Genomic DNA, 20,961 nt, shown 5'->3' with positions numbered 1-20,961 from the left:
TCGCAGTCGCAGACCGGACAGGATGGAAAAGCCTCAGCGACGCGTTCGCGCCGAAGCCCAGGCCCCGTTCGGAGCCTGGGCTTCGTGCTTTCGGGGGAGCATTCGCGTTGCCTGTTTCGCCGTTATTCACGTGTTGGCAACAAGGGGTGCGGCGGTCTTGCCGTAGCTGATCAAGCGCCCTAGCTTTCCCCTCACCGGCGTCACCGCCGGTGGTGGCAGGCGACGGAGCTCCGGACCCGGGCTCGGTCGCGGCTGCGGCCGGAAACTGGGAGGACCGATCGTGAGAGTTCGCCGCACTCGTCGCGCGGCGGTGCTCGGAGCATCGCTGGCCTGCGCGTCCGCGCTGACCGCCTGCGCGCCGGCATCCAGCGCGAACACCGTGAACCTCTACAGCGCGCCCGAGGAGAACCTGCAGCAGAACGTCGACCGCTGCAACGCCGCGTCGGGCGGGCGGTACAGCATCGTCTACCACAAGCTGCCCCGCGACGCCGACGGCCAGCGCGAGCAGATGGTGCGCCGCCTCGCCGCCGGGGACGAGGGCATGGACGTCCTGAACCTCGACGTCACCTGGACCGGTGAGTTCGCCGAGGCGAAGTGGATCCGGGAGTGGACCGGGCAGGACAAGGCCGACGTCGAGCGCGGCACCCTGCAGGGACCGCTGGAAACCGCCACCTGGGACGGCAAGCTCTTCGCCGCGCCGAAGAACACCAACGTGCAGCTCCTCTGGTACCGCAAGGACCTCGTGCCCGAACCGCCGAAGACCTGGGACGAGATGATCTCCACCGCCCAGCGCCTGAAGCAGGAGGGCAAACCGCACTGGGTCTCGCTCACCGGCGCGCAGTACGAGGGCTTGTACGTGCACTTCAACACGCTGGTCGAGTCGGCGGGCGGGCGCATCATCTCCGACGACGGCAAGACCGCCGTGGTCGACGAGGGCGCGGTGCGGGCCCTGGAGGCGCTGCGCGACCTCGGCACGGCGGGCGTGACCAGCGCGTCGATGAACAACGCCAAGGAGGACGACGCCCGGCAGGAGTTCGAGTCCGGGCAGGCCGCGTTCCAGCTGAACTGGCCGTTCGTCTACGCCTCGATGCAGGAGAAGAAGCCGGAGCTGGCCGCGAAGGTCGGCTGGGCGCGGATGCCGGGGCTGCAGCCGGGCGTGCCGAGCAAGTCCACCATCGGCGGCGGCAACTACGCGATCAGCAGCTTCTCGACCAAGCCGGAGCTGTCCTTCGAAGCGGCCAAGTGCCTGCGCAACCCGGAGAACCAGAAGGCCTCCGCGCTCAACGACGGCGTGCCGCCGACCATCGAGTCCGTCTACGCCGAACCCGAGATCGCCGCGGAGTACCCGATGCGGGACACGATCCTGGAAGCCCTCAAGGATCCCGGCGTGCGCCCGGTGACCCCGGCCTCCCAGAACGTGTCCACGGTGCTGTCCAAGCTGCTGTCCCCGATCGCGCAGATCGACCCGCAACCCACCGCGGACCGGATGCGCACCGAGGTGCAGAACGCCTTGGAGTCCAAGGGAGTGATGCCCTGATGGTGCAACAGCAGGACTCCCTCCCCGTGGCCAAGGCGATCAGCGAGGGCAAGAAGGCCGAACGCCGGCTCGGCTGGATGCTGTGCGCGCCGGCCGCGCTGGTGATGCTCGCCGTCACCGGCTACCCGATCCTCTACGCGCTGTGGCTGTCCTTCCAGCGCTTCGACCTGAAGTACCCGGACCAGCGCGAGTTCGTCGGGCTGGACAACTACGTCACCGTGCTGAGCAACAGCTACTGGTGGACGGCGTTCTGGGTGACCGTGCTGGTCACGGTGGTGTCGGTGGTCATCGAGTTCGCGCTCGGCATGGGCCTGGCGCTGGTCATGCACCGGGCGCTGGTCGGCCGCGGTCTGGTCCGCACGGTCACCCTCATCCCGTACGGGATCGTCACCGTGGTCGCGGCGTTCAGCTGGCGCTACGCCTGGACCCCGGACACCGGGTACCTGGCCAACGCGATCACCCCGGACGGCGCACCGCTGACCGAGCACGCCAGCGCGCTGGCCATCGTGATCCTCGCCGAGGTCTGGAAGACCGCCCCGTTCATGGCGCTGCTGCTGATGGCCGGGCTGGCGCTGGTGCCCGACGACCTGCTCAAGGCGGCAGCGATGGACGGCGCCGGGCCGTGGCAGCGGTTCGTGAAGGTGATGCTGCCGGTGATGAAACCGGCCATCCTGGTCGCGCTGCTGTTCCGCACCCTCGACGCCTTCCGCGTCTTCGACAACATCGTGGTGCTCACCTCCGGCGCGCAGGACACCTCGTCGGTGTCGGTGCTGGCCTACAACAACCTGATCAAGGGACTGAACCTGGGCATCGGCTCCACCATGTCGGTGCTGATCTTCGTGGCGGTCGCGCTCATCGCGTGGATCTTCGTCAAGCTCTTCGGCACGGCCGCGCCCGGTAGCGACGACGAGGGGAGGCGCTGATGGCGGGCGTGGGAGGGGCGGAGACCCCCGCGCGGAAGGCCAAGTGGACGGTGCTCAACGTCGTCGTCGTGGTCTACGCGCTGCTGCCGGTGCTGTGGATCCTGTCGCTGTCGTTCAAGACGCCGGACACGCTGTCCGACGGCAACCTGATCCCGCGCGAGTGGACGCTGGAGAACTACGCGGCGATCTTCAGCACCACGGAGTTCACCCGCGCGCTGCTGAACTCCATCGGCATCGCGCTGATCGCCACCCTGATCGCGGTGGTGCTCGGCACCATGGCCGCCTACGCGATCGCCCGGCTGGACTTCCCAGGCAAGCGGCTGCTGGTCGGGGTGTCGCTGCTGATCGCGATGTTCCCGCAGGTGTCGCTGGTGTCCCCGCTGTTCGAGATCGAGCGGGTGCTGGGGCTGTTCGACACCTGGCCGGGGCTGATCCTGCCCTACATCACCTTCTCGCTGCCGCTGTCGATCTACACGCTGTCGGCGTTCTTCCGGGAGATCCCGTGGGAGCTGGAGAAGGCGGCGAAGATGGACGGCGCGACGCCGGGGCAGGCCTTCGCGAAGGTGATCGCGCCGCTGGCCGCGCCGGGCGTGTTCACCACCGCGATCCTGGTGTTCATCTTCTGCTGGAACGACTTCCTGTTCGCGATCTCGCTGACCTCCACGGAGAACTCCCGGACGGTGCCGGTGGCGCTGCAGTTCTTCACCGGCAGCTCGCAGTTCGAGGACCCGACGGGGTCGATCTCCGCCGCTGCGGTGGTGATCACCGTTCCGATCATCGTGTTCGTGCTGTTCTTCCAGCGGCGCATCGTGTCCGGACTGACCTCCGGCGCAGTGAAGGGGTGAGGCGAAGTGGCCGAGATCGTGCTGGACGCGGTGTCCAAGCGCTATCCGGACGGGGCGTTGGCGGTCGACGAGGTGAACCTGGAGATCGCCGACGGCGAGTTCGTGATCCTGGTCGGCCCGTCCGGATGCGGGAAGTCCACCACGCTGAACATGATCGCCGGGCTGGAGGACATCAGCTCCGGCGAGCTGCGCATCGGCGGTGAGCGGATGAACGAGCGCGCGCCGAAGGACCGCGACATCGCGATGGTGTTCCAGTCCTACGCGCTGTACCCGCACATGACGGTGTTCGAGAACATGGCCTTCCCGCTGCGCCTGGCCAAGGTCGACGCCACGACGGTGCGGTCGAAGGTCGAGGAGGCGGCCAAGATCCTCGACCTGACCCAGCACCTGGAGCGCAAACCGGCCAACCTCTCCGGCGGTCAGCGCCAGCGCGTCGCGATGGGGCGGGCGATCGTCCGCAGCCCCAAGGCGTTCCTGATGGACGAGCCGCTGTCCAATTTGGACGCCAAGCTCCGGGTGCAGATGCGCACCTCGGTGTCGAAGCTCCAGAAGCGCTTGGGCACCACGACGGTCTACGTCACCCACGACCAGACCGAGGCGATGACCTTGGGCGACCGGGTCGTCGTCCTGCGCGGCGGCGTCGTGCAGCAGGTGGGCGCGCCCCAGCACCTCTACGAACACCCGGCGAACCTGTTCGTGGCGGGTTTCATCGGCTCTCCGGCGATGAACTTCGCGCCGGTCGAGGCCGACGACGGCGTCCTGCGCGGCCCCCTCGGCGATGTCCCGCTCAACGACCGCATCCGCCGGGCACTGGAATCCGCCGGTGGCCCGCGCAACCTAGTCCTCGGCATCCGCCCGGAGCACTTCGAGGACGCAGCCCTCCTCGACGACGCGACCCGAGCCGCCGGAGCCACGTTCCGGGGCGAAGTCGACGTGGTCGAGGAGATGGGCTCGGACAAGTACGTCTACTTCACCGTCCACGGCGGCCGGGCCAGCACGGCGGAACTCGACGAACTAGCGGCCGACAGCGGCAGCGCGGACGTCCCGACCGACGAGGGGCAGGTCGTCACCCGCCTCTCGGTGCAGTCCGCCGCCCGGGAGAACCAGCCCCTCGACGTCTGGTTCGACCCGGACAAGATCCACCTGTTCGACCCCACCACCGGCCGCACGCTCACCTGATCGGTGGGCGGCCGAGGTCCTGGGTCCAGTAGGTGCGGTACTGGCTGCCGGGGACGTCGGCGTGGCCGACGCCGAGGTCGGTGAACTTGCAGTTGAGGATGTTGCTGCGGTGGACGGCGGTCTCCATCCACTTCTGGAAGACGGTTTCGGCCGAGTCGTAGCCGGCAGCGATGTTCTCGCCGATGTAGTCGCCCGGGTACCCCGCGGCCTGGGTGCGGGACGCGGGGTCGCTGCCCTCGCTACCGGTGTGGTCGAAGAAGCCCCGGTGCGCCATGTCGGCGCTGTGCTCGGTCGCCGCCTCGCTCAGGTCCGCGTTCAGCCGGAGCGGTGGACAACCGGCGCCCGCGCGGGCGGTGTTGGTCAGGTCGAGGAGCTGCTGCTCCACCGGTGGCGTGCTCGCCGCCAGGAGCAGCGGCCCGGCGCCGAGCAGCGCCAGAGCCGCAGCGGTTGAGCGCAAACCAGGCATTCGCGACCACCTCCACCGTGGGAAAGCCCTGTCCGGTGGGAGTTATAACCGCGCCGCGCCGGCGATGCGCGAGTGCATCGCTGAATGCGGCTACCGCCCGTGGGCGCGAATTCAGGCCACAGTGGACGAGCGGGCTCAGACCTGGTTCGAGATGAGCAGGAAAATGGTGAAGATCCATCCCATGATCAGTGCGACGAGGATGGTCAGCTTGTTGGTCATCAAGCGAGTCATGGCGGTGCCTCCACGTGAACAACGAAGATCTGCAAGAGATTCGCCCTCACGATGTGGGCCCGCGGAGAATCCCGGCAGGCGTCAGCGCACGGCGGCGCGCGGCGCGGCGGGAACCGCGTCCCACATCGCGCCGGGTTTTCGCTGCACCCACGAGGTGTGCCGGAACAGCTGTTCAGCGATCTGCCGGCGCGTCACCGGACTTCGCCGCGGCAGGGGCGCGGAGACGGGCTGATGCTTGGCTCGCCCCTGGTTCTGCAGCAGCCGGTGCATGACAACCTCCTCACGCGCGGATACCGCCCGAACTGAACGGGCGGCGGTGAACGGCAGGTGGTGCACCCGGAAGAAGACCGGGCGCGAAGTGACCCTACTAAGCGTATCGTCCGAGATCCGGACTTCGTTACCGAGTGCCATCACAGCCACTTGTTCCGGCGGAAGATCTTGAACAGCACCAGGCACGCGGTCAGCATCAGCAGGAGGACCCCGGGATACGAGTAGGTCCAGTGCAGTTCGGGCATGCTGTCGAAGTTCATGCCGTAGATCCCGGCGACCATGGTCGGCGTCGAGATGATCGCGACCCACGCGGAGATCTTGCGCATGTCGGTGTTCTGCTGGAGCGTGATCTTGGCCAGCGTCGCGTCCACCAGGGTGGTCAGCAGTTCGTCGAAGGACCCCACCATTTCCGAGACCTTCGCCAGGTGGTCCTCGACGTTGCGGAAGTAGGAGCGCACGTCGTCGGCGACCATCGGCGTGTAGCCGTCGGCCAGCCGCTGCAACGGCTTCGTCAGCGGCAGCACCGCCCGGCGCAGCTCCAGGACTTCGCGCTTCATCAGGTAGATCTGCTCGGCGTCGACCTTGGTGCGCGGTTCGAAGACCTCGGCCTCGATCTCGTCGATGTCGTCCTGGATGGCCTCGGTGACCTCGAGGTAGGTGTCCACCACGTGGTCGGCGACGCCGTGCAGCACCGCGGACGGTCCCAGCGCCAGCTGCTCCGGATCGGCCTCCAGCTGGCTGCGCACCTCGCCGAGCCCGGCGTGCTTGCCGTGCCGGACGGTGATGACGAAGTCCCGGCCGAGGAACACCATCAGCTCGCCGGTGTCGACGATCTCGCTGGTCGCCGACCGCCGGTCCGAGGACAGGTAGCGGACCGTCTTGAGCACCATGAACAACGTGTTGTCGTAGCGCTCCAGCTTCGGCCGCTGGTGGGCGTGCACGGCGTCCTCGACGGCCAGCTCGTGCAGCCCGAAGGTGTCGGCGAGACCGTTGATCTGCTCTTCAGTGGGTTCGTGCAGGCCGATCCAGACGAATCCGGTGCCGCGGCGGCGCACCTCTTCGACGGCTTCGAAGTGGTTCCAGGTGCCTTCGACCCGCTCGCCGTCGACGTAGATCCCGCAGTCCACGACGTAGTCGGACGTCGGTGCGGGAGCCGGCCTGGGCGCGGTGCGGGGCGGGCGGCCGTTTCGGTTGCGCAGGCCGAGCGAGGGAAGGTTGGGCACGGCGGCCTCCAGGGTGTCCGGGGCGCGTTCCGCCGAGGTGGATGGACCGGGGAACGACGAGCTTCGGGGCGCGGAACGGGGTCGCGCATCCCGGCCGGGTCCGGAGGGGCGAAATGACCGGCGGTGCTAGCGGACGGTCTTCCCGGCGGGGATGCGGTTGGTACTGCACGGAAGAGCGCTGTCGGCACTAGTGCCCACGATCCCTCACCTCCTGAAGGTCATCCACCGATGCGGTGGTCCTCGCGTCAGCCAACCGGCAACGATACTCCGTCGGAGCGTTGTCCCGGCAACCGCTCTGGCAGAACGTCACAAGCCGCATCGAACGGCGGACGGAAACGGGTGAATTGGGCGATGTGGGCGAATGCCCGCGAGCTCCGCGGCCCGGTTCGGACAACTCGGTCACCGAGGATCGCGATGATCACCCGGTCGAATTCGGGTGATCACTCGTTGCGGGGTAAACAATCCCAGGACCGCAGGCAGTCCGCTAAACCCTTCGTCAGAGCGCCTTCGGCGTCGAATGTGGCGAAAGTCGCACTGTCCGCCCACATGGCATCTGCGGCGTCATCACCAGGGCAAAGGGCCCAATCATTGGTCCGGCAGGAGTAGTCGAGGATGTCGTAGGTCCCGTGCGGGCCGGGGCGGGTTATGCGGCCGACGAGCTCGCCGACGGTGACGGAGAGTCCCGTTTCCTCGAGGACTTCGCGCTGTACCGCCGAATGGTCGGATTCCCCCTGCTCCACCTTGCCGCCGGGCAGCGACCACTTCCCGGCATCCGGCTCATGTGCGCGTTTGACCAGCAGCAACCGGCCACGTGCGTCGTGGATCACGGCTCCGACGCAGCGGATCGCGGGGTTCTCCGATACGATCATCGCCACGGAGGGTAGTTGATCCGAGCCTGCTCGGAAACGACTGACCCAAGTGCGGTACAAAGCTGCCGTAAAGCGGCGAAGTGCGGTACAACGGATCAGCAAACGCCTGCGCTACTCAAGGGCATTTTCGGACGGGGTGCGTGACAGTGAACATGAAGAAAATCCTCACGTGGGCCGGAGTTGCTTTCCTCCTGTATTTCCTGTTCGCCGCGCCAGCTCAAGCGAGCGGCGTGGTCAACGGCATCCTGGACAGCCTGAAGGGCGCAGCAGAGGCCGTCATCACCTTCATGCAGAACCTCTTCCAGTAAGCGCGAGCCGCGGGAGGCGGGTGCCTTGTTCGCTCCGAGGGATCCCGACGAGTACCTGCTGGACACCGAACGCAGGGTGATCCGCGTGCGGCGCCACTGGGCGTGCTTGCTGTGGGACCTCTTCGAAGCGGTCGGCCTGCTCGTCGGCCTGGTGATGGTGTCGTACCTGCTACCAGCGGGCAACGCCTGGTTGTTCCAGAACATCCTCTGGTACGCCGGGTTGATCGTCCTGGTGCGCTTCACGTACCAGGTGCTCGACTGGTACGTGGAACGCATCGTCGTCACCGACAAGAGGTTCCTGCTGACCTCCGGCATCTTCACCACCAACGTGGCGATGATGCCGATCACGAAGGTGACCGACCTGACCTTCGCCCGAACCTTGATGGGCCGGATCTTCGGGTACGGCACCCTCGTGGTCGAGTCGGCCGGTCAGATCCAGGCGCTCAACCGCATCGAGTACGTCCCGAACCCGACCGAGGTCGAAGACGCGATCTCCGGTCTGGTCTTCGGCGACAAGAAGGGTCAGCAGCAGGACCGCTTCTCGATGCTCAAGGCTCGCCGTGCAGCAGTCGGAAAGCGCAAGGCCGCCAAGCTCTGAGCGGTGATCGGCCCGGCGGGCGTCCAGCTCGCCGGGCCGATCGCTGCCCGGACTGCGGTCGCGGCCGTTCGCAGGGCATAGGTCACACTGTTCGGTGTGCTAATCGACCTGCACACGCATTCCACCGAGTCCGACGGCACCGACACACCGGCCGAGCTGGTGGCCACGGCCGTCGCGGCGGGGCTGGATGCCATCGCGATCACCGACCACGACACCACCGCGGGCTGGGCAGAGGCCGAGCGAGCGGTGCGCGAGCTCGGGCAGCCGGGCCGGATCCGGGTCGTCCCGGGCGCTGAGCTGTCCTGCGCGTGCCCGGACGGCAACGGCCGGACGATCACCGTGCACCTGCTGGCGTACCTGTTCGACCCGGCGTCCGAGGCGCTCGTCGTCGAGCAGTCGCGGCTGCGCGCGGAGCGGCGGGAGAGGCTGCTCCAGATGGCTCGGCACATGGCGGCCGACGGCTTCCCGATCGACCCGGAGCGGTTGATGGCCGGGCTGCCGCCGGACTCGCCGGGCGGCCGTCCGCACCTCGCGCGCGCTCTGGTCGAAGCGGGAAGGGTGGCCAGCGTGGACGAGGCGTTCGCCAAGTACCTCGGGGGCAGCGGCCGGTACTACCTGCCGCGCACCGACACCCCGATCGAGCGCGCGATCCAGATGATCTCCGACGCGGGCGGGGTGACCGTGCTGGCCCACCCCTTCGCGACGGCTCGCGGACCGGTGGTGAGCGCGGAGGTCGTCGAGGACCTGACGGCTCGCGGGCTGGCCGGCATCGAGATCGACCACCCCGACCACGACCCCGCGACGCGCGAGCGGCTGCGCGGGCTCGCCGCCGAGCTGGACCTGATCCCCACCGGGAGCAGCGACTACCACGGCACCAACAAGACGATCCGGATCGGCCAGGAGACGACGCCGCCGGAGTCCTTGGACCGGCTGGTCGACAGGTGCAGCGGTAGCAAGGTGATCGGCTGAACGGGGCAGCTCGAGATGCAGGCGCAAAACTGCGTACTGTGGGCCACGTGCAAGGGCAGCTCGGTCTCGAAGGCATTCCCAGCAAGTTGGTGCGGGTGACCCCGGCCCGCCTGTCGACCTGGCAGCTGTGCCCGCGCAAGTACCGGATGAACTACCTGGATCGGCCGACCCCGTCGCGATCCGGTGCCCGGGCCAACGCCACGCTGGGCGCGGTGGTGCACAACGCGCTGCGGGCCTACTTCGACCTGCGCGCCGACCAGCGGTCGCCGGAGCGCGCCTCGGCGCTGGTGCGGGAGCACTGGAAGTCCGACGGGTTCGCCGACCCCGAGCAGGCCGCCGATTTCCGCGGTCGCGCGCAGGAATGGGTCCGCGGCTACGTCGCCGAGCTGCCCGCGGGGGAGACCCCGCTCGCGGTCGAGCGGTGGGTTTCCGCGCCGGTCGGGTCGATCATCGCCGAGGGCCGGGTGGACCGGATCGACGAGCGGCACGGAGAACTCGTCGTCGTCGACTACAAGACCGGGCGGTTCGGGCTGCAGATCAGCGACGCGCGGGATTCGCTGGCGCTGGGCCTCTACGCGCTGGCCGTGCGCAAGCAGTTCCACCGGACCTGCCGCCGCGTCGAGCTGCACCACCTGCCGAGCGGAACCGTCGCGAGCTGGGAGCACACCGCGGAATCGCTGGCCGAGCTGCGGGACCGGGCCGAGCAGCTGGCCGCCGAGTTCCAGCGCGCCGCGGACGAGCTGGCGCTCGGCGGTGACCCGGAGTCGCTGTTCCCGGTGCGCACCGGGCGGCACTGCTCGTGGTGCGATTTCCGGTCGCACTGCCCCGAAGGCAGGCAAGCAGCACCGGATCTGCCGTCCTGGTCCGCGTTGGAAACCGGATGAGCAGGCGAGACGAGGGCCGGCGGATGCGCGCACCTGAGCCGCGCCGGTTCCGGACCCAACCGATCCCCGCCGTCCCCGGTCGAGGACGGCACGCGCACCAGCCCGCCCGCCGGAGCAAGGGCCGGTTCCGCGGGTTGAGCGGATCGCTGGCCGCGGGGTTCCTCGTGCTCGCGCTGCTCCTCGCCGGCGTCCAGTTCTGGGCGACGGGGCAGGGGCAGGAAGGACCCGGATTACCTGCGGTGATCAGCCAGCTGGCGGCGTCGCTGGTGGCCTTGGCGCTGCAGGCGGTCGCCGATCGCCGCCGCGATCTGACCGGTGGCCTCGCGACCGCCGGGGTGTTCGTCCTGGTGCTGGGTTCGCTGTGGTTCTGGTGGTGGCTCTGACCAGCCGTGCGTCTTTTCCGGCGTCATAGCACCGGAAAGTGCTCACGGGTGATCAGCGCAGCGCCACGAGGGTGTTGCCGCGCTGCTCAAGCAAGACCGAACCGACCGCGTTGAGCTGCACCGGACCGGCGTACCCGCCCCGGTCGACGGGGATCACGCGCTCGCGGTTGCCGGTGCCGGGGTCGATCACGGCGAGCCCCTCCCGCACCGGGACCAGCAGCTTGCCGGCGAACCCGGTGCCCGGTCCGAGGGTGTCCGGGACGCTCCACTGCGGGGTGAACGCGGCCGGGTCGAGCGCGAGCGTGTCGGCGCCGGTGTGCCAGTAGATCCGGTTGCCCGTCTTGGTGGCCTCGACCTGCACGTTCGCCCGGAAATCCGGGGTGCCGAGGCGGACCGGGTAGCGCGACACCTCGCGGCCGTTGTCGTCGAACACGACCACCGCGGAGCGGTCGCGCTCGACCACCGCGACGTGCTTGCTCGTGACCGCGATGACGCTGGCCGAGGTGCTGCCGAGACCGACGCTGAAGACCTCCTCGGGCTTCTCGTCGTCCTCCGGCTTGGCCTTGATGACCGTGATCCGCCCCAGCTCCTGCGGGCACTTCTCGACCACGCCGACCCGGTCGTCGCCGACCGCGGTGGAGGTGAACGTGCAGTCCGGGCGCTTCATGTCGTTGTCCGGGTTCTTGACCGCGGGTGGAATGCCGAACTGCTGGGTGCGCACCAGGTCCGAGCGCCACGATTCGAAGGTGCGCTGCCCGGTGGCGGTCAGGTAGGTGCCGTCGGAGAGCAGCTGGGTGTCGAACTCGGCGTCGGAGTTGCGCTGCGGACCGCGGAGACCGGTCGGCCCGCGCAGCGAAGTGACCTCGCTGCAGTTGCTGGACTTGCGGAAGACCGCGACCGCCCGGTCCCACTCGGAACCGATCGTGCACAGCGGAATGTCGCGCGCGTAGCGCCAGGCGACCCGACCGGTCTGCGGATCGTGCCCGAGGACCTCGTTCCCGTCGCCGGTCCGGCTGCCGGACCGGCGACGACGGGAACCGGGGTGACAGGACTCGGAGCCCGCCACGCCTCGGTGAATCCCCCGGGAACGCTCTGGGCCTCGGGGAGTTCGGGCAGCGGTTGCGGGGCGACCTCGGAAACGGTGGCCCGGGCGTCGCTGTTGAACCACAGCACGGTCCCGGTGACGACCACGGCGACCGCGATCAGCGCGACCACGACGAGATCGGTACGCGTACGCCGCTCCGGCCGGACCACCATCACTCCTAAAAAAAGCTCGCCTCGAGGGCGAGCTTACAAGCCGGTTTCCCGTCAGCGGGTGCTGATCAGCTTGCGGGGTGGATGGCGATCTCCGGGGAAACCGCCATCCGCTGCCTCCGCTACGCGGCGCCGCCTTCGGCGTTGCCGCTGCGCGTCGAACCGCCGGCTTCGCCGGCCTGGTCGCCGCCGCTGGGACGACGCCGCCGGCGTCGGCGGCGCGGCCGCTCCCCGGCGTCGGCTTCCCCGCCTGCGGCGGGCGCCTCGGGCGCCGGCGCGGCGCTGGCCTCGGCTCCGCCGCGGGTGCGGCGGCGCTGCCGCGTGCGCGCGGGCCGGGTCTCGGAGTCGCTGTCCTGGCGGGCACCGGCGTCGGCTTCGCCTCGGGACTCCTTGCCACCGCGGGTGCGGCGGCGGCTGCGGCGCGGGCGCTTGGCCTCGCCGCCCTGCGCCTCGGGCTCGGCGTCGAGGCCTTCCCGGGTGCGCTTGGACAGCGGCAGCCGACCGGTGACGTCGGTCGGGATGTCGAGGTCGGTGAACAGGTGCGGCGAGGTGGAGTAGGTCTCCACCGGCTGCGGCTTGTCCAGGCCGAGCGTGTCGCTGATCAGCTTCCAGCGGGGCTCTTCGTCCCAGTCGACCAGCGTGATCGCGACGCCCTCGCGGCCGGCCCGGCCGGTGCGGCCGATGCGGTGCACGTAGGTCTTCTCGTCGTCCGGGCACTGCAGGTTGATCACGTGCGTGACCCCGGCGACGTCGATGCCCCGGGCGGCCACGTCGGTGGCGACCAGGATGTCGACCTTGCCGGAGCGGAACGCGCGCAGCGCCTTCTCGCGGGCGCCCTGGCCGAGGTCGCCGTGCACCGCGCCGGCCGCGAAGCCGCGCTCGGTGAGCTCGTCGGCCACCTTCTGGGCCTGCCGCTTGGTGCGGCTGAAGATCATCGCCAGCCCGCGGCCCTCGGCCTGCATGGCCTTGGCGATCAGCTCGGCCTTGTCCATCGCGTGCGCCCGGTAGATGAACTGCTTGGTGCGCTCGTGGACCGCGCTCTCGTCGGCCTGCTCCGCGCGGATGTGCGTGGGGCGGGTCATGAAGGTGCGGGCCAGGGTCAGGATCGGGCCCGGCATGGTGGCCGAGAACAGCATCGTCTGCCGCTGCTCGGGAACCATGTGCAGGATCCGCTCGATGTCGGGCAGGAAGCCCAGGTCGAGCATCTCGTCGGCCTCGTCGAGCACCAGGCCGCGGACCTTGCCGAGTACCAGGTGGCGCTGTTCGGCCAGGTCGAGCAGGCGGCCGGGGGTGCCGATGACGACGTCGACGCCCTTCTGCAGGGCGGAGATCTGCTCCTCGTAGGGGCGGCCGCCGTAGACCGCGACGGTGCGCACGCCCAGGTGCTTGCCCGCGTCCGTGAGGTCGCGGGTGACCTGCAGGCACAGCTCGCGGGTCGGGACCACGACGAGCGCCTGCGGGGTGCCGTCGCCGGGCACCTGCACGCGGTGCAGCAGCGGGACGCCGAAGCCCAGCGTCTTGCCGGTGCCGGTGCGGGCCTGGCCGATCAGGTCCTCGCCGTTCATCGCCAGCGGCAGGGTCAGTTCCTGGATGGCGAAGGTGCGTTCGATGCCCGATTCGCTCAGCGCCCGGACGATGTCCGGGTGCACGTCGAGCTCGGCGAAGGTCGGGGCTTGCGGGGTGGCGTTCGCGGTTCCCGGCTCCTCGGCCTCGGGACTGCCGCCGTTGGGGTCTTCGAGGCCGTCCGGGGCCTGGGTGTTGGTGAACGTCAGAATGATCGCCTCTCTCGGTACCTGCGCGCTCGCGTCCCGGTTCGGGTCGATCCGTGGCGACGGCCTCCGAGGACTGCGGCCTGCTGTTCCCAGCCGCTCGCTGTGCTCGTGGTCACCGACGTGATGATGCGCGCCTCTGTTCGCTCAGCGGAGATCCGCTGCGGTTCGTTCCTCTCGGCGTCGCGTGCGCCAAAACCGGCGTGCGAGCTCTCGTGGGCCGCGTTCGCGCCGGCAGTGGTCCGGGGCCGTCCCGCTCGGGCTGTCGCGCCCGGATCGTGACGTTCGGGGAGCCAGCCCCGCGGTGCGCGACCGGCAGGCCGCCCGCTGGACGCCGAAGCTCCTCCGATGTCAAAGGATACCTGTTGGTCGGCCGTTCTGACCGTGGCGCGTATAACTCGGGCGCGCCGCCGGTTACGCTCGCAGCCATGAGTGAGGCTGACCAGAACGCGGCGCTGCCGGGAGAAAGTGACGAACGTTACTCGGAAGGCGTCGTGGATCTGCTGGCGGCACTGGCCTACGGCGAGCTCACCGCGTTCGACCGTCTCGCCGAGGACGCGCGCACCGCACCCACTCTGACCGGGCGCGCAGCGCTGGCCAGCATGGCGGCGGCGGAGATGGGGCACTACCGGCTGCTCGAGGAGCACCTCGCCGGGCGCGGGGTGGAGATCGGCGCCGTGATGGAGCCCTTCGCCGAGCCGTTCGAAGCGTTCAACGCCTCCACCGCGCCGCATTCGTGGCTGGAATCACTCGTCAAGGCCTACGTCGGAGACGGTCTGGCGGCCGATTTCTACCGCGAGGTCGCCGAGTGGCTCGACCCGACGTCGCGCGATCTGGTGCTCGCGGTCCTGGCCGACACCGGGCACGCGGCCTTCGCCGAGCGCGAGGTGCAGGCGGCCTGCGAGGACGACCGGCAGCTGCGCGACAAGCTGACGCTGTGGGGTCGGCGCCTGCTGGGCGAGGCGATCATGCAGGCGCAGCGGGTGGTCGCCGAGCGCGACGCGCTGGCCGAGCTGATCATCAAGGGCTCGGGCGACCTGACCGGCATCGGAGCCATGTTCCGCCGCCTGCAGAGCAACCACGGCAAGCGCATGGAGCGCCTCGGCCTCGGCTGACCCCGCCGACGATGGCTTCAGTCTCGACTGAATGCAGTTTCAATTGAAACTGCGATCCGCCGTGGGTGGGATCCGCAGTTTCAATTGAAACTGTGGTTCTGCTGGCCCCGGTCGGGTTGCTGCGGTCGGGGGAATAGCGGCGCGGTGGGCTTCGTTGCCCTGAGTCGGCTCGGGCTGGGATAGCCTTGCCGCATCCATCGGAATCGAGTGCCCAACGGAGGTTCGGCGTGGAGGTCAAGATCGGCGTCGTGGACAGCCCGCGCGAGCTGACGGTCGCCAGCGGACAGTCCCCCGAAGAGGTCGAGTCGCTGGTCGCCGACGCGCTGAAGAACGCTGACGGCGTGCTGGCGCTGACCGACGAGAAGGGGCGGCGCGTCATCGTCCCGTCGACGAAGGTCGCCTACGTGGAGATCGGCCCGGCCGAGCTGCCGCGGGTCGGCTTCGGCGTCGGCTGATCGTCGGGAGTTCCGCCGCGCGCGGCCGCTAGACCGAGGTGGAGGGCACCTCTCGCCAGGTACGTGGCGAGAGGTGCCCTCCGCGTTTCCCGCTGCTCAGTCGTCCACGTCGGTCGGGATCGGGAACGGCGGGCGGCCGGTGCCGGTTATCCGGAAGCGGCCCCACGGATCCGGGTCCGAGAGGGTGCCCCGCGCTTCGCCCTGCGGGGTGCTCAGCAGCACCGCCGTCTTGCGGCCGGCGGCGAACTCGGCCACCTCGTCGTGCGCGGCCACCCGCCCGTACCAGTGGAAACGGCCGTCGATCGGCTGGAAGTGGCCGCGCAGCACCACCTCGACCGCGACCTCGCGGTCCTCGGTGCGCACCGTGGCCGGGCCGCGGTAGTCGTCCTCGTCGTGCTCATCCATGGTCGACGTCCTCCTCGTCGGCATCGGCCACCACGTGCAAGCCGTGCTCGTTGATCTCCAGCGGTTCGTCGGGGTCGATCACCAGGCCCGCCGAGCGCAGCAGGCCGTCGATGGCGTGCCAGATGATCTGCGCCAGGTAGTCGGTGAGGTCGCTGCGGCTCATCGACTGCCGGTCCAGCCACCAGTCACCGCTGGCCTGCACCATCCCGACCGCGCCGTGGCTCCAGACCTCGACGCCGCCGGAGTCCAGGCCGAGCAGCCGCAGGTACTCGCCGAGCAGGCGGGACAGCGAGTTCGCGATCACCGTCTTCTCCGCCGTGACCGGGTCGCTGCGCACCGGCCGGTCGGCGAAGGTGCGCTGCACGACGAACCGGTACAGGTCCGGGTACTGCTCGATGGTCCCGAGGTAGGCGTCGAGCAGGCGGCGGATCCGCTGGTTGGGGCTGCCGGTCTCGTGGAACAGCGGTCGGAGGCGCTGCATCAGCAGCTCCGCGCCCCATTCGCCGACGGCGACGTAGAGGTCGCTCTTGTCGTGGAAGTGCCGGTAGAGCACCGGTTTGCTGACCCCGGCCTCGGCGGCGATGTCGTCCATGCCGACCTCGGCCCCGTGCTTGCCGATGGCCCGCACCGTCGCCTCGACGAACTCGGCGCGCCGCGCCTGGCGGTGCTCGCGCCAGCGTTCCCGCCGCGCGTCGCCGCGGGCGCCGTCGTTCGGAGCAGCCTTGACAGGTCGAGAGATGTGGCTCACGCTACCCAAGGTAACTGTTACCCGAAGTAACACGCAATGCCGCGGGTTGAGGGGTGATCACGGGATGAGCAGGGCCTTGCAGGTCAACGACCGGGAGAAGACGGCCGGCAGGCTGTTGAGCTCGTCGGCGCGGAACAGCTACGACCCCGAAGTCGACGTCGACTGGGATGCGCCGCTGGCCGAGGGCAAGCCGTTCATCCCGCTGCACCGCAGCTCGCTCTACGGCACCGAGCTCTGGGACCGGCTCAGCGACGAGCAGCGCATCGAGCTCACCAAGCACGAGTTCGCCAGCATCGCCTCCAACGGTCTGTGGTTCGAGGTCCTGCTGATGCAGATGCTGCTCAAGGAGTTCTACAACTCCGACCCGCGCACCAACCACGCCCAGTACGCGCTGACCGAGGTGGCCGACGAGTGCCGCCACTCGACGATGTTCGCCAAGACGGTGGACCGGATCGGGGCTCCGGCCTACGGGCCGCTGCCGCTGCTGAAGCTCGGCGGCCGGATCCTGCCCGCGACCCTGCGCGGCCCGTCGGCGTACGCGTCGATCCTGGTCGCGGAGGAGATCCTGGACCGCTACCAGCGGGACCAGATGAACGACGAGAACGTCCAGCCGCTGGTGCGCATGATCAACCGCATCCACGTGCTGGAGGAGGCGCGGCACGTGACCTTCGCGCGCGAAGAGGTGATGCGCCGGATGGCCGAGTGCAACGCCGCGGAACGCGCCTACCACCAGTTCATGACCGCGATGGTGTCGTACTTCGTCTGCTTCAGCCTGATCAACCCGCACGTCTACAAGGCGGTCGGCATCCGGCCGCGCGACGGCATGGAAGCGGCGTGGAGCAATCCGGTCTGGCAGGACACCCTGCACTGGGGCGGCGAGAAGATCATGGCGTTCCTGCAGGAAGCGGGGCTGGTCGGAACGCCGGGAATGTACTGGTGGAAGAAGGCCCACCTGATCCGATGACGGGAGCGAACTTGCTGACCACGACCGCTGACGAGTTCAAGACCAGCGATGGCGTCCGGCTGAGCGTCGTCGAGGAAGGACCGGTCGACGCGCCCGTCACCGTCGTGCTCGTGCACGGCTGGGCGCTGACCAAGCACAGCTGGGACCGGGTCGCGACCGGCCTGCCGAAGGCGGCCGGGGTCGAGGCGCGCGTGCTGCGCTTCGACCTGCGCGGCCACGGCGAGAGCGACGCGGCGCCGCGAGGTGGCGCGAGCATCCGGCGCTGCGCGGACGACCTGGCGGAGCTGATCGAAGACCGGGTCCCGACCGGGCCGGTGGTGCTGGCCGGGCACTCGATGGGCGGCATGACGATCATGGCGCTGGCCGAGCAGCACCCGGAGCTGGTCGAGCAGCGCGTGGCCGGGGTGGCGCTGGTGGCGACCTCGGGTGGTGACCTGGTGGCGCCGACCCTCGGCCTGCCCGCGCCGGTCGCGGCGCTGGCCAACCGCAGCGAGCGGTTGGTGCGCAAGCAGCTCGCGGGAGCCAGCGGGAAGCGGCTGAGCTCGAAGTCGGCGTGGATGCGGCCGGCCATGCGCTGGCTGCTGTTCGGACGCGGCCCGGAGGCCAGGGACGTGGCGACCACCGCGGACTGGGTCGCCGCCTGCAACCCGTCGAACATGGCGTCCTTCCGCGCGGCCCTGGCCGATCACGACCGGCTCGGTGCGCTGTCCGCGCTCCGGTCCAAGCCGGCTGTCGTGCTCTCCGGCCTGGCCGACCGGCTCACGCCGCACACGCACTCCCGCCGCATCGCCGAGGCGCTGCCGAACGCGAAGCTGCTGATCTACGCGGGTGCGGGCCACATGCTCCCGCTGGAGCGAACGACGGAGGTCACCGACCGCATCGCCGAACTCGTCGCCCGAGCCGCCCGCTGATCCGACCTCGGTGGACCGTGGTTTCAGTCCCGACTGACAACAGTTTCAATTGAAACTGCGGTCCACCGTGCCTGGGATCTGCAGTTTCAATTGAAACTGCGGACCACCCGGGACGGGCACCGAGCCGTCCGGGCGGGTGCTGGGTGTCGGGGGGTGCGCAAATTCAATGGAAATTGGATGTCCGATTTCCATTGAGGTGTTCTCAGTAAGGATTAGGTCAGGCGGCCGTGTTCGTGGTGGGTGAGTACGAGTGCGGCTTGGACGATGTGGCCGATTTTGCGGGGACTGGTGGTCAAGCGCCGTAGGGTGCGCCAGCGTCCGACCAGGAGGGCGAATCCGCGTTCGCCCAGGGCGCGCAGGCTGCGGAGCAGCAGGTTGTAGGTCTGGTTGTCGATGTCCAGTGGGCTGCCGGGGTGTTTCTTGGAGCGTTTGACTGGGGTGTGGATCCCGGCACCGGTGCCTTGGTAGCCGGCGTCGGCCAGGGTGGGCAGGTCTAGCTGGGACGCGGCCCAGTGCAGGGCGCCGAGAACGTGTTTGTCGGCGGCGGTGATGTCGTGGACCGAGCCTGGTTCGACGTCGCTGACCCAGATCGGGAACCCGTCGGGCTGGGTGAGAGCTTGAATGTTGCCGCCCTGCCCGCGGGTTTTCCCGGAATGCCACCGGTCGATCTCGGTGCCTTTGACGCTGAGGATCTTCTCGTTCACCCGGTCGCAGGAGAAGATCTTGCCGTCGCCGATCACATAGGTCCAGCCGTCGTCTTTGGCCTGCCGGAGAGCCTCGTGCAGGTCAGGGCGCTGGGCGGAGAGCACTTCGGTGACCTCGTCGAGGTAGCGGTAGGCGGTCGCGCTGGAGATCCCGTGATCACGGGCGAGTCTGGCGATATTGATGTTGTCCCGGAACCAACGCAGCCCCAGCACTGCCTGGCCGAACGGGGTCAGTGCCCGGCGGCCTTTCCGGGTGCCGAGCTCACGACGCTGGGCGGCCAGCAGTCCGGCGAGGTAGAGGGCGAGGTCACGGGGAACATCGAGGATGGCACGATAGGTGATCACGTGGGGGCCTTGCCTGGTGAAGATCATCTTTGGTCGGAGTTCTTCTACCAGGAGCCCCCACGTCCCACTTCCTTCAGGCAGGCCCTCGGCGACCGTCACACCTCACACCATGGCGCCCCCTGCCCAGCCTTACTGAGAACACCTCATTGAATTTGCGGATCCGGGGTCAGGTGTTCTGGAGGGGGAAGCCGGCGAGGCCCTTCCAGGCGAGGGTGGACATCAGGCCGACCGCCTCGTCCCGGGAGATCGTTCCGCGCGCGTCGAGCCAGTCGCGCGCGGTCACCTGGGCCAGGCCGACCAGGCCGACCGCCAGCAGGCGGGCGCGCTCGGCGTCGAGCCCGGCATCCGCCGTCACCGCCTCGGTGATCGCGTCGATGCAGCCGTGCAGAGCGCTCTCGACGGACTTCTCCACCGCCGGCTCGCCGCGCAGGTCGGACTCGAACACCAGCCGGAACGCCTGGTCCTCGCCCGCCACGAACTCGTACAGCGCGCCGATCGCCGCCCGCACCCGGAGCTTGTTGTCCGAGGTGGACGCGATGGCTTCGCGGACGCGGCGCACCAGCTCGTTGCCGTGCACGTCCAGCAGCGCCAGGTAGAGCTCGAGCTTGCCGGGGAAGTGCTGGTAGAGGACGGGCTTGCTGACGCCCGCGCGTTCGGCGATGTCGTCCATCGCCGCCGCGTGGTAGCCGTTGTGCACGAACACGTGCTGGGCAGCTTCGAGCAGCTGCGCGCGGCGTGCGTCGCGGGGCAACCGGACACCTCGGCCAGGTTGCGCGGTCTCGGTCATCCTCGCCTCCACCCGATTCCTTCCAAAAGCGCGCTCGGCGGCCGTTGGCGACCTCCGGTGCGCACTGACTCTACTCGTCGGTAGGCCCAGGTGGCGAAATCCGGTGGTCGAGGGGCCATCATGCTGTAGTTGTGACCACCACTACACCTACTGTTGCGGTTCCCGGACGAGACCAGCTCGGCCGACGGGAGCTGACGCGGGTGCCGCTGGTAGCCGAGGGCGTTCCTCCGGTCGACCTCGCGGCCAAACCTCCGCCCGGGCAGCACGTCGACGTCGCCACCGGCTGGGGGCCGGTGCGGCTGCACGTGCGGGAGACGCCCGGACCAGCGGTGACCGCTGAGACCGCAGTGCACCTGCACGGCCTGGCCGGCTCCTCGACGAACTGGACCGACCTCGCCGCCGTGCTCTCGGTGAAGTTGCGCAGCATCGCGGTCGACCTACCCGGATTCGGCCACACCGAACCACCGCGGGGGTTCCCGTGCACCCGCCAGGCCAACGCCGAAGCGGTGATCGGCCTGCTGGAGCAGCTGCCCGCCCCGGTGCACCTGTCCGGCAATTCCTTCGGCGCGGCGGTGGCCGTCGAGGTGGCGGTGCAGCGCCCCGACCTGATCGCCACGCTGACCTTGGTCTCCCCGGCCATGCCCGACCTGCGGCTGGATCCCCGGCGGGTCTCCGATCCGCGGATCGCGCTGGCGATGGTGCCGGTGATCGGGGCGCGGACGCGTCGGCAGCTGGCCGCCGTGACTCCGGCCGAGCGGACCGAGCAGCTGATGCGGCTGTGCTTCGCCGATCCGGACGTCGTGCCGCCGCACCGCTTCG

At 69.4% G+C, this 20,961-nt stretch carries 24 protein-coding genes; 14 read left to right on the top strand and 10 right to left on the bottom strand.

The window, feature by feature from the left end; genetic code table 11:
• Positions 1–280: 280 nt before the first annotated feature.
• Genes OU415_RS12325 through OU415_RS12310 form a run of 4 tightly spaced genes read left to right on the top strand, consistent with a single transcriptional unit; the run spans position 281 to position 4,484 of the window.
• Positions 281–1,537 carry an ABC transporter substrate-binding protein gene (locus OU415_RS12325; protein WP_408641842.1) on the top strand — a complete coding sequence of 419 codons (1,257 nt, stop codon included), beginning with the start codon at positions 281–283 and terminating at the stop codon, positions 1,535–1,537.
• Positions 1,537–2,460, top strand: coding sequence for a carbohydrate ABC transporter permease (locus tag OU415_RS12320; protein ID WP_270948811.1), 924 nt, complete (start codon positions 1,537–1,539; stop codon positions 2,458–2,460). The genes OU415_RS12325 and OU415_RS12320 overlap by 1 nt, the downstream gene beginning before the upstream one ends.
• Positions 2,460–3,305: a carbohydrate ABC transporter permease gene (locus tag OU415_RS12315; protein WP_270948810.1), complete on the top strand. Its 846-nt coding sequence runs from the start codon at positions 2,460–2,462 to the stop codon at positions 3,303–3,305. Before OU415_RS12320 ends, OU415_RS12315 begins: the two co-directional genes overlap by 1 nt.
• A gap of 6 nt (positions 3,306–3,311) precedes the next feature.
• Entirely contained in the window at positions 3,312–4,484 is a 1,173-nt protein-coding gene (locus tag OU415_RS12310) for an ABC transporter ATP-binding protein (RefSeq protein WP_270948809.1), read from the top strand.
• Here OU415_RS12310 and OU415_RS12305 read toward each other — a convergent pair.
• From OU415_RS12305 to OU415_RS12290, 4 genes are all read right to left on the bottom strand, one after another.
• Entirely contained in the window at positions 4,477–4,950 is a 474-nt protein-coding gene (locus OU415_RS12305) for a CAP domain-containing protein (protein WP_270948808.1), read from the bottom strand. The two genes, OU415_RS12310 and OU415_RS12305, sit on opposite strands and share 8 nt — an antisense overlap.
• Positions 4,951–5,262: 312 nt before the next feature.
• Entirely contained in the window at positions 5,263–5,451 is a 189-nt protein-coding gene (locus OU415_RS12300; protein WP_270948807.1) for a hypothetical protein, read from the bottom strand.
• Positions 5,452–5,591: 140 nt separating this feature from the next.
• Complete coding sequence (corA, locus tag OU415_RS12295; protein WP_270948806.1) at positions 5,592–6,674, bottom strand: magnesium/cobalt transporter CorA; 1,083 nt, start codon at positions 6,672–6,674, stop codon at positions 5,592–5,594.
• A gap of 440 nt (positions 6,675–7,114) precedes the next feature.
• Positions 7,115–7,543: an NUDIX hydrolase gene (locus tag OU415_RS12290; protein WP_270948805.1), complete on the bottom strand. Its 429-nt coding sequence runs from the start codon at positions 7,541–7,543 to the stop codon at positions 7,115–7,117.
• A gap of 146 nt (positions 7,544–7,689) precedes the next feature.
• Between OU415_RS12290 and OU415_RS12285 the strand changes: the two genes are divergently transcribed.
• The 5 genes from OU415_RS12285 (at position 7,690) to OU415_RS12265 (ending at position 10,685) form a co-directional block, all read left to right on the top strand.
• Positions 7,690–7,851, top strand: a complete 162-nt coding sequence (locus OU415_RS12285) for a hypothetical protein (RefSeq protein ID WP_270948804.1) — start codon at positions 7,690–7,692, stop codon at positions 7,849–7,851.
• A 25-nt stretch (positions 7,852–7,876) separates the two neighbouring features.
• The gene (locus OU415_RS12280) at positions 7,877–8,449 is read left to right on the top strand and encodes a PH domain-containing protein (RefSeq protein ID WP_270948802.1); all 573 of its coding nucleotides are present in this window, start codon (positions 7,877–7,879) and stop codon (positions 8,447–8,449) included.
• Between the two features lie 87 nt (positions 8,450–8,536).
• Positions 8,537–9,418: a PHP domain-containing protein gene (locus OU415_RS12275; RefSeq protein WP_270948912.1), complete on the top strand. Its 882-nt coding sequence runs from the start codon at positions 8,537–8,539 to the stop codon at positions 9,416–9,418.
• A gap of 47 nt (positions 9,419–9,465) precedes the next feature.
• Positions 9,466–10,302 (top strand): RecB family exonuclease, encoded by an 837-nt coding sequence (locus tag OU415_RS12270; protein WP_270948801.1) that lies wholly within the window; start codon positions 9,466–9,468, stop codon positions 10,300–10,302.
• A complete protein-coding gene (locus OU415_RS12265; protein WP_270948800.1) occupies positions 10,299–10,685 on the top strand; it encodes a hypothetical protein in 387 nt (128 codons plus the stop codon). The genes OU415_RS12270 and OU415_RS12265 overlap by 4 nt, the downstream gene beginning before the upstream one ends.
• Positions 10,686–10,737: 52 nt before the next feature.
• On the opposite strand, the gene OU415_RS12260 is transcribed toward OU415_RS12265, so the two are convergent.
• Positions 10,738–11,751 carry an Rv3212 family protein gene (locus tag OU415_RS12260; RefSeq protein WP_270948799.1) on the bottom strand — a complete coding sequence of 338 codons (1,014 nt, stop codon included), beginning with the start codon at positions 11,749–11,751 and terminating at the stop codon, positions 10,738–10,740.
• Positions 11,752–12,061: 310 nt separating this feature from the next.
• Positions 12,062–13,717 carry a DEAD/DEAH box helicase gene (locus OU415_RS12255; protein WP_408641844.1) on the bottom strand — a complete coding sequence of 552 codons (1,656 nt, stop codon included), beginning with the start codon at positions 13,715–13,717 and terminating at the stop codon, positions 12,062–12,064.
• A 419-nt stretch (positions 13,718–14,136) separates the two neighbouring features.
• On the opposite strand from OU415_RS12255, the gene OU415_RS12250 reads away from it, so the two are divergent.
• Both OU415_RS12250 and OU415_RS12245 read left to right on the top strand, forming a co-directional pair.
• Entirely contained in the window at positions 14,137–14,823 is a 687-nt protein-coding gene (locus OU415_RS12250; protein ID WP_270948797.1) for a ferritin-like fold-containing protein, read from the top strand.
• 227 nt (positions 14,824–15,050) lie between these two features.
• The gene (locus OU415_RS12245; RefSeq protein WP_270948795.1) at positions 15,051–15,278 is read left to right on the top strand and encodes a DUF3107 domain-containing protein; all 228 of its coding nucleotides are present in this window, start codon (positions 15,051–15,053) and stop codon (positions 15,276–15,278) included.
• A 96-nt stretch (positions 15,279–15,374) separates the two neighbouring features.
• On the opposite strand, the gene OU415_RS12240 is transcribed toward OU415_RS12245, so the two are convergent.
• Entirely contained in the window at positions 15,375–15,683 is a 309-nt protein-coding gene (locus OU415_RS12240) for a DUF4873 domain-containing protein (RefSeq protein ID WP_270948794.1), read from the bottom strand.
• A complete protein-coding gene (locus OU415_RS12235) occupies positions 15,676–16,431 on the bottom strand; it encodes a TetR/AcrR family transcriptional regulator (protein ID WP_270948793.1) in 756 nt (251 codons plus the stop codon). Before OU415_RS12235 ends, OU415_RS12240 begins: the two co-directional genes overlap by 8 nt.
• Before the next feature lie 64 nt (positions 16,432–16,495).
• Between OU415_RS12235 and OU415_RS12230 the strand changes: the two genes are divergently transcribed.
• Together OU415_RS12230 and OU415_RS12225 are read left to right on the top strand one after the other, a co-directional pair.
• Positions 16,496–17,395 carry an AurF N-oxygenase family protein gene (locus tag OU415_RS12230; protein WP_270948792.1) on the top strand — a complete coding sequence of 300 codons (900 nt, stop codon included), beginning with the start codon at positions 16,496–16,498 and terminating at the stop codon, positions 17,393–17,395.
• Positions 17,392–18,306 (top strand): alpha/beta fold hydrolase, encoded by a 915-nt coding sequence (locus OU415_RS12225; RefSeq protein ID WP_270948791.1) that lies wholly within the window; start codon positions 17,392–17,394, stop codon positions 18,304–18,306. The genes OU415_RS12230 and OU415_RS12225 overlap by 4 nt, the downstream gene beginning before the upstream one ends.
• A gap of 212 nt (positions 18,307–18,518) precedes the next feature.
• Here the strand turns inward: OU415_RS12225 and OU415_RS12220 are convergent, their stop codons facing one another.
• Entirely contained in the window at positions 18,519–19,355 is an 837-nt protein-coding gene (locus tag OU415_RS12220) for a transposase family protein (protein WP_270948911.1), read from the bottom strand.
• A gap of 166 nt (positions 19,356–19,521) precedes the next feature.
• Positions 19,522–20,142 (bottom strand): TetR/AcrR family transcriptional regulator, encoded by a 621-nt coding sequence (locus tag OU415_RS12215; RefSeq protein WP_270948790.1) that lies wholly within the window; start codon positions 20,140–20,142, stop codon positions 19,522–19,524.
• Between the two features lie 200 nt (positions 20,143–20,342).
• Between OU415_RS12215 and OU415_RS12210 the strand changes: the two genes are divergently transcribed.
• Positions 20,343–20,961 (top strand): alpha/beta fold hydrolase (locus OU415_RS12210; RefSeq protein ID WP_270948789.1); only part of this gene is annotated, 619 nt, incomplete at its 3' end.

Origin of the sequence: Saccharopolyspora oryzae (genome assembly GCF_027853915.1) — a bacterium.
GTDB lineage: Bacteria > Actinomycetota > Actinomycetes > Mycobacteriales > Pseudonocardiaceae > Saccharopolyspora > Saccharopolyspora oryzae.
Note: the sequence above shows the minus strand (reverse complement) of the source record. Positions and strands in the feature narration are given on the sequence as shown.

Bases quoted from the DNA above. Each gene is read 5' to 3' on its own strand.
- OU415_RS12320 (WP_270948811.1), top strand. From the start codon at position 1,537: ATGGTGCAACAGCAGGACTCCCTCCCCGTGGCCAAGGCGATCAGCGAG.
- OU415_RS12315 (WP_270948810.1), top strand. From the start codon at position 2,460: ATGGCGGGCGTGGGAGGGGCGGAGACCCCCGCGCGGAAGGCCAAGTGG.
- OU415_RS12305 (WP_270948808.1), bottom strand. From the start codon at position 4,950: ATGCCTGGTTTGCGCTCAACCGCTGCGGCTCTGGCGCTGCTCGGCGCC.
- OU415_RS12300 (WP_270948807.1), bottom strand. From the start codon at position 5,451: ATGCACCGGCTGCTGCAGAACCAGGGGCGAGCCAAGCATCAGCCCGTC.
- OU415_RS12290 (WP_270948805.1), bottom strand. From the start codon at position 7,543: ATGATCGTATCGGAGAACCCCGCGATCCGCTGCGTCGGAGCCGTGATC.
- OU415_RS12265 (WP_270948800.1), top strand. From the start codon at position 10,299: ATGAGCAGGCGAGACGAGGGCCGGCGGATGCGCGCACCTGAGCCGCGC.
- OU415_RS12250 (WP_270948797.1), top strand. From the start codon at position 14,137: ATGAGTGAGGCTGACCAGAACGCGGCGCTGCCGGGAGAAAGTGACGAA.
- OU415_RS12240 (WP_270948794.1), bottom strand. From the start codon at position 15,683: ATGGATGAGCACGACGAGGACGACTACCGCGGCCCGGCCACGGTGCGC.
- OU415_RS12230 (WP_270948792.1), top strand. From the start codon at position 16,496: ATGAGCAGGGCCTTGCAGGTCAACGACCGGGAGAAGACGGCCGGCAGG.
- OU415_RS12225 (WP_270948791.1), top strand. From the start codon at position 17,392: ATGACGGGAGCGAACTTGCTGACCACGACCGCTGACGAGTTCAAGACC.
- OU415_RS12215 (WP_270948790.1), bottom strand. From the start codon at position 20,142: ATGACCGAGACCGCGCAACCTGGCCGAGGTGTCCGGTTGCCCCGCGAC.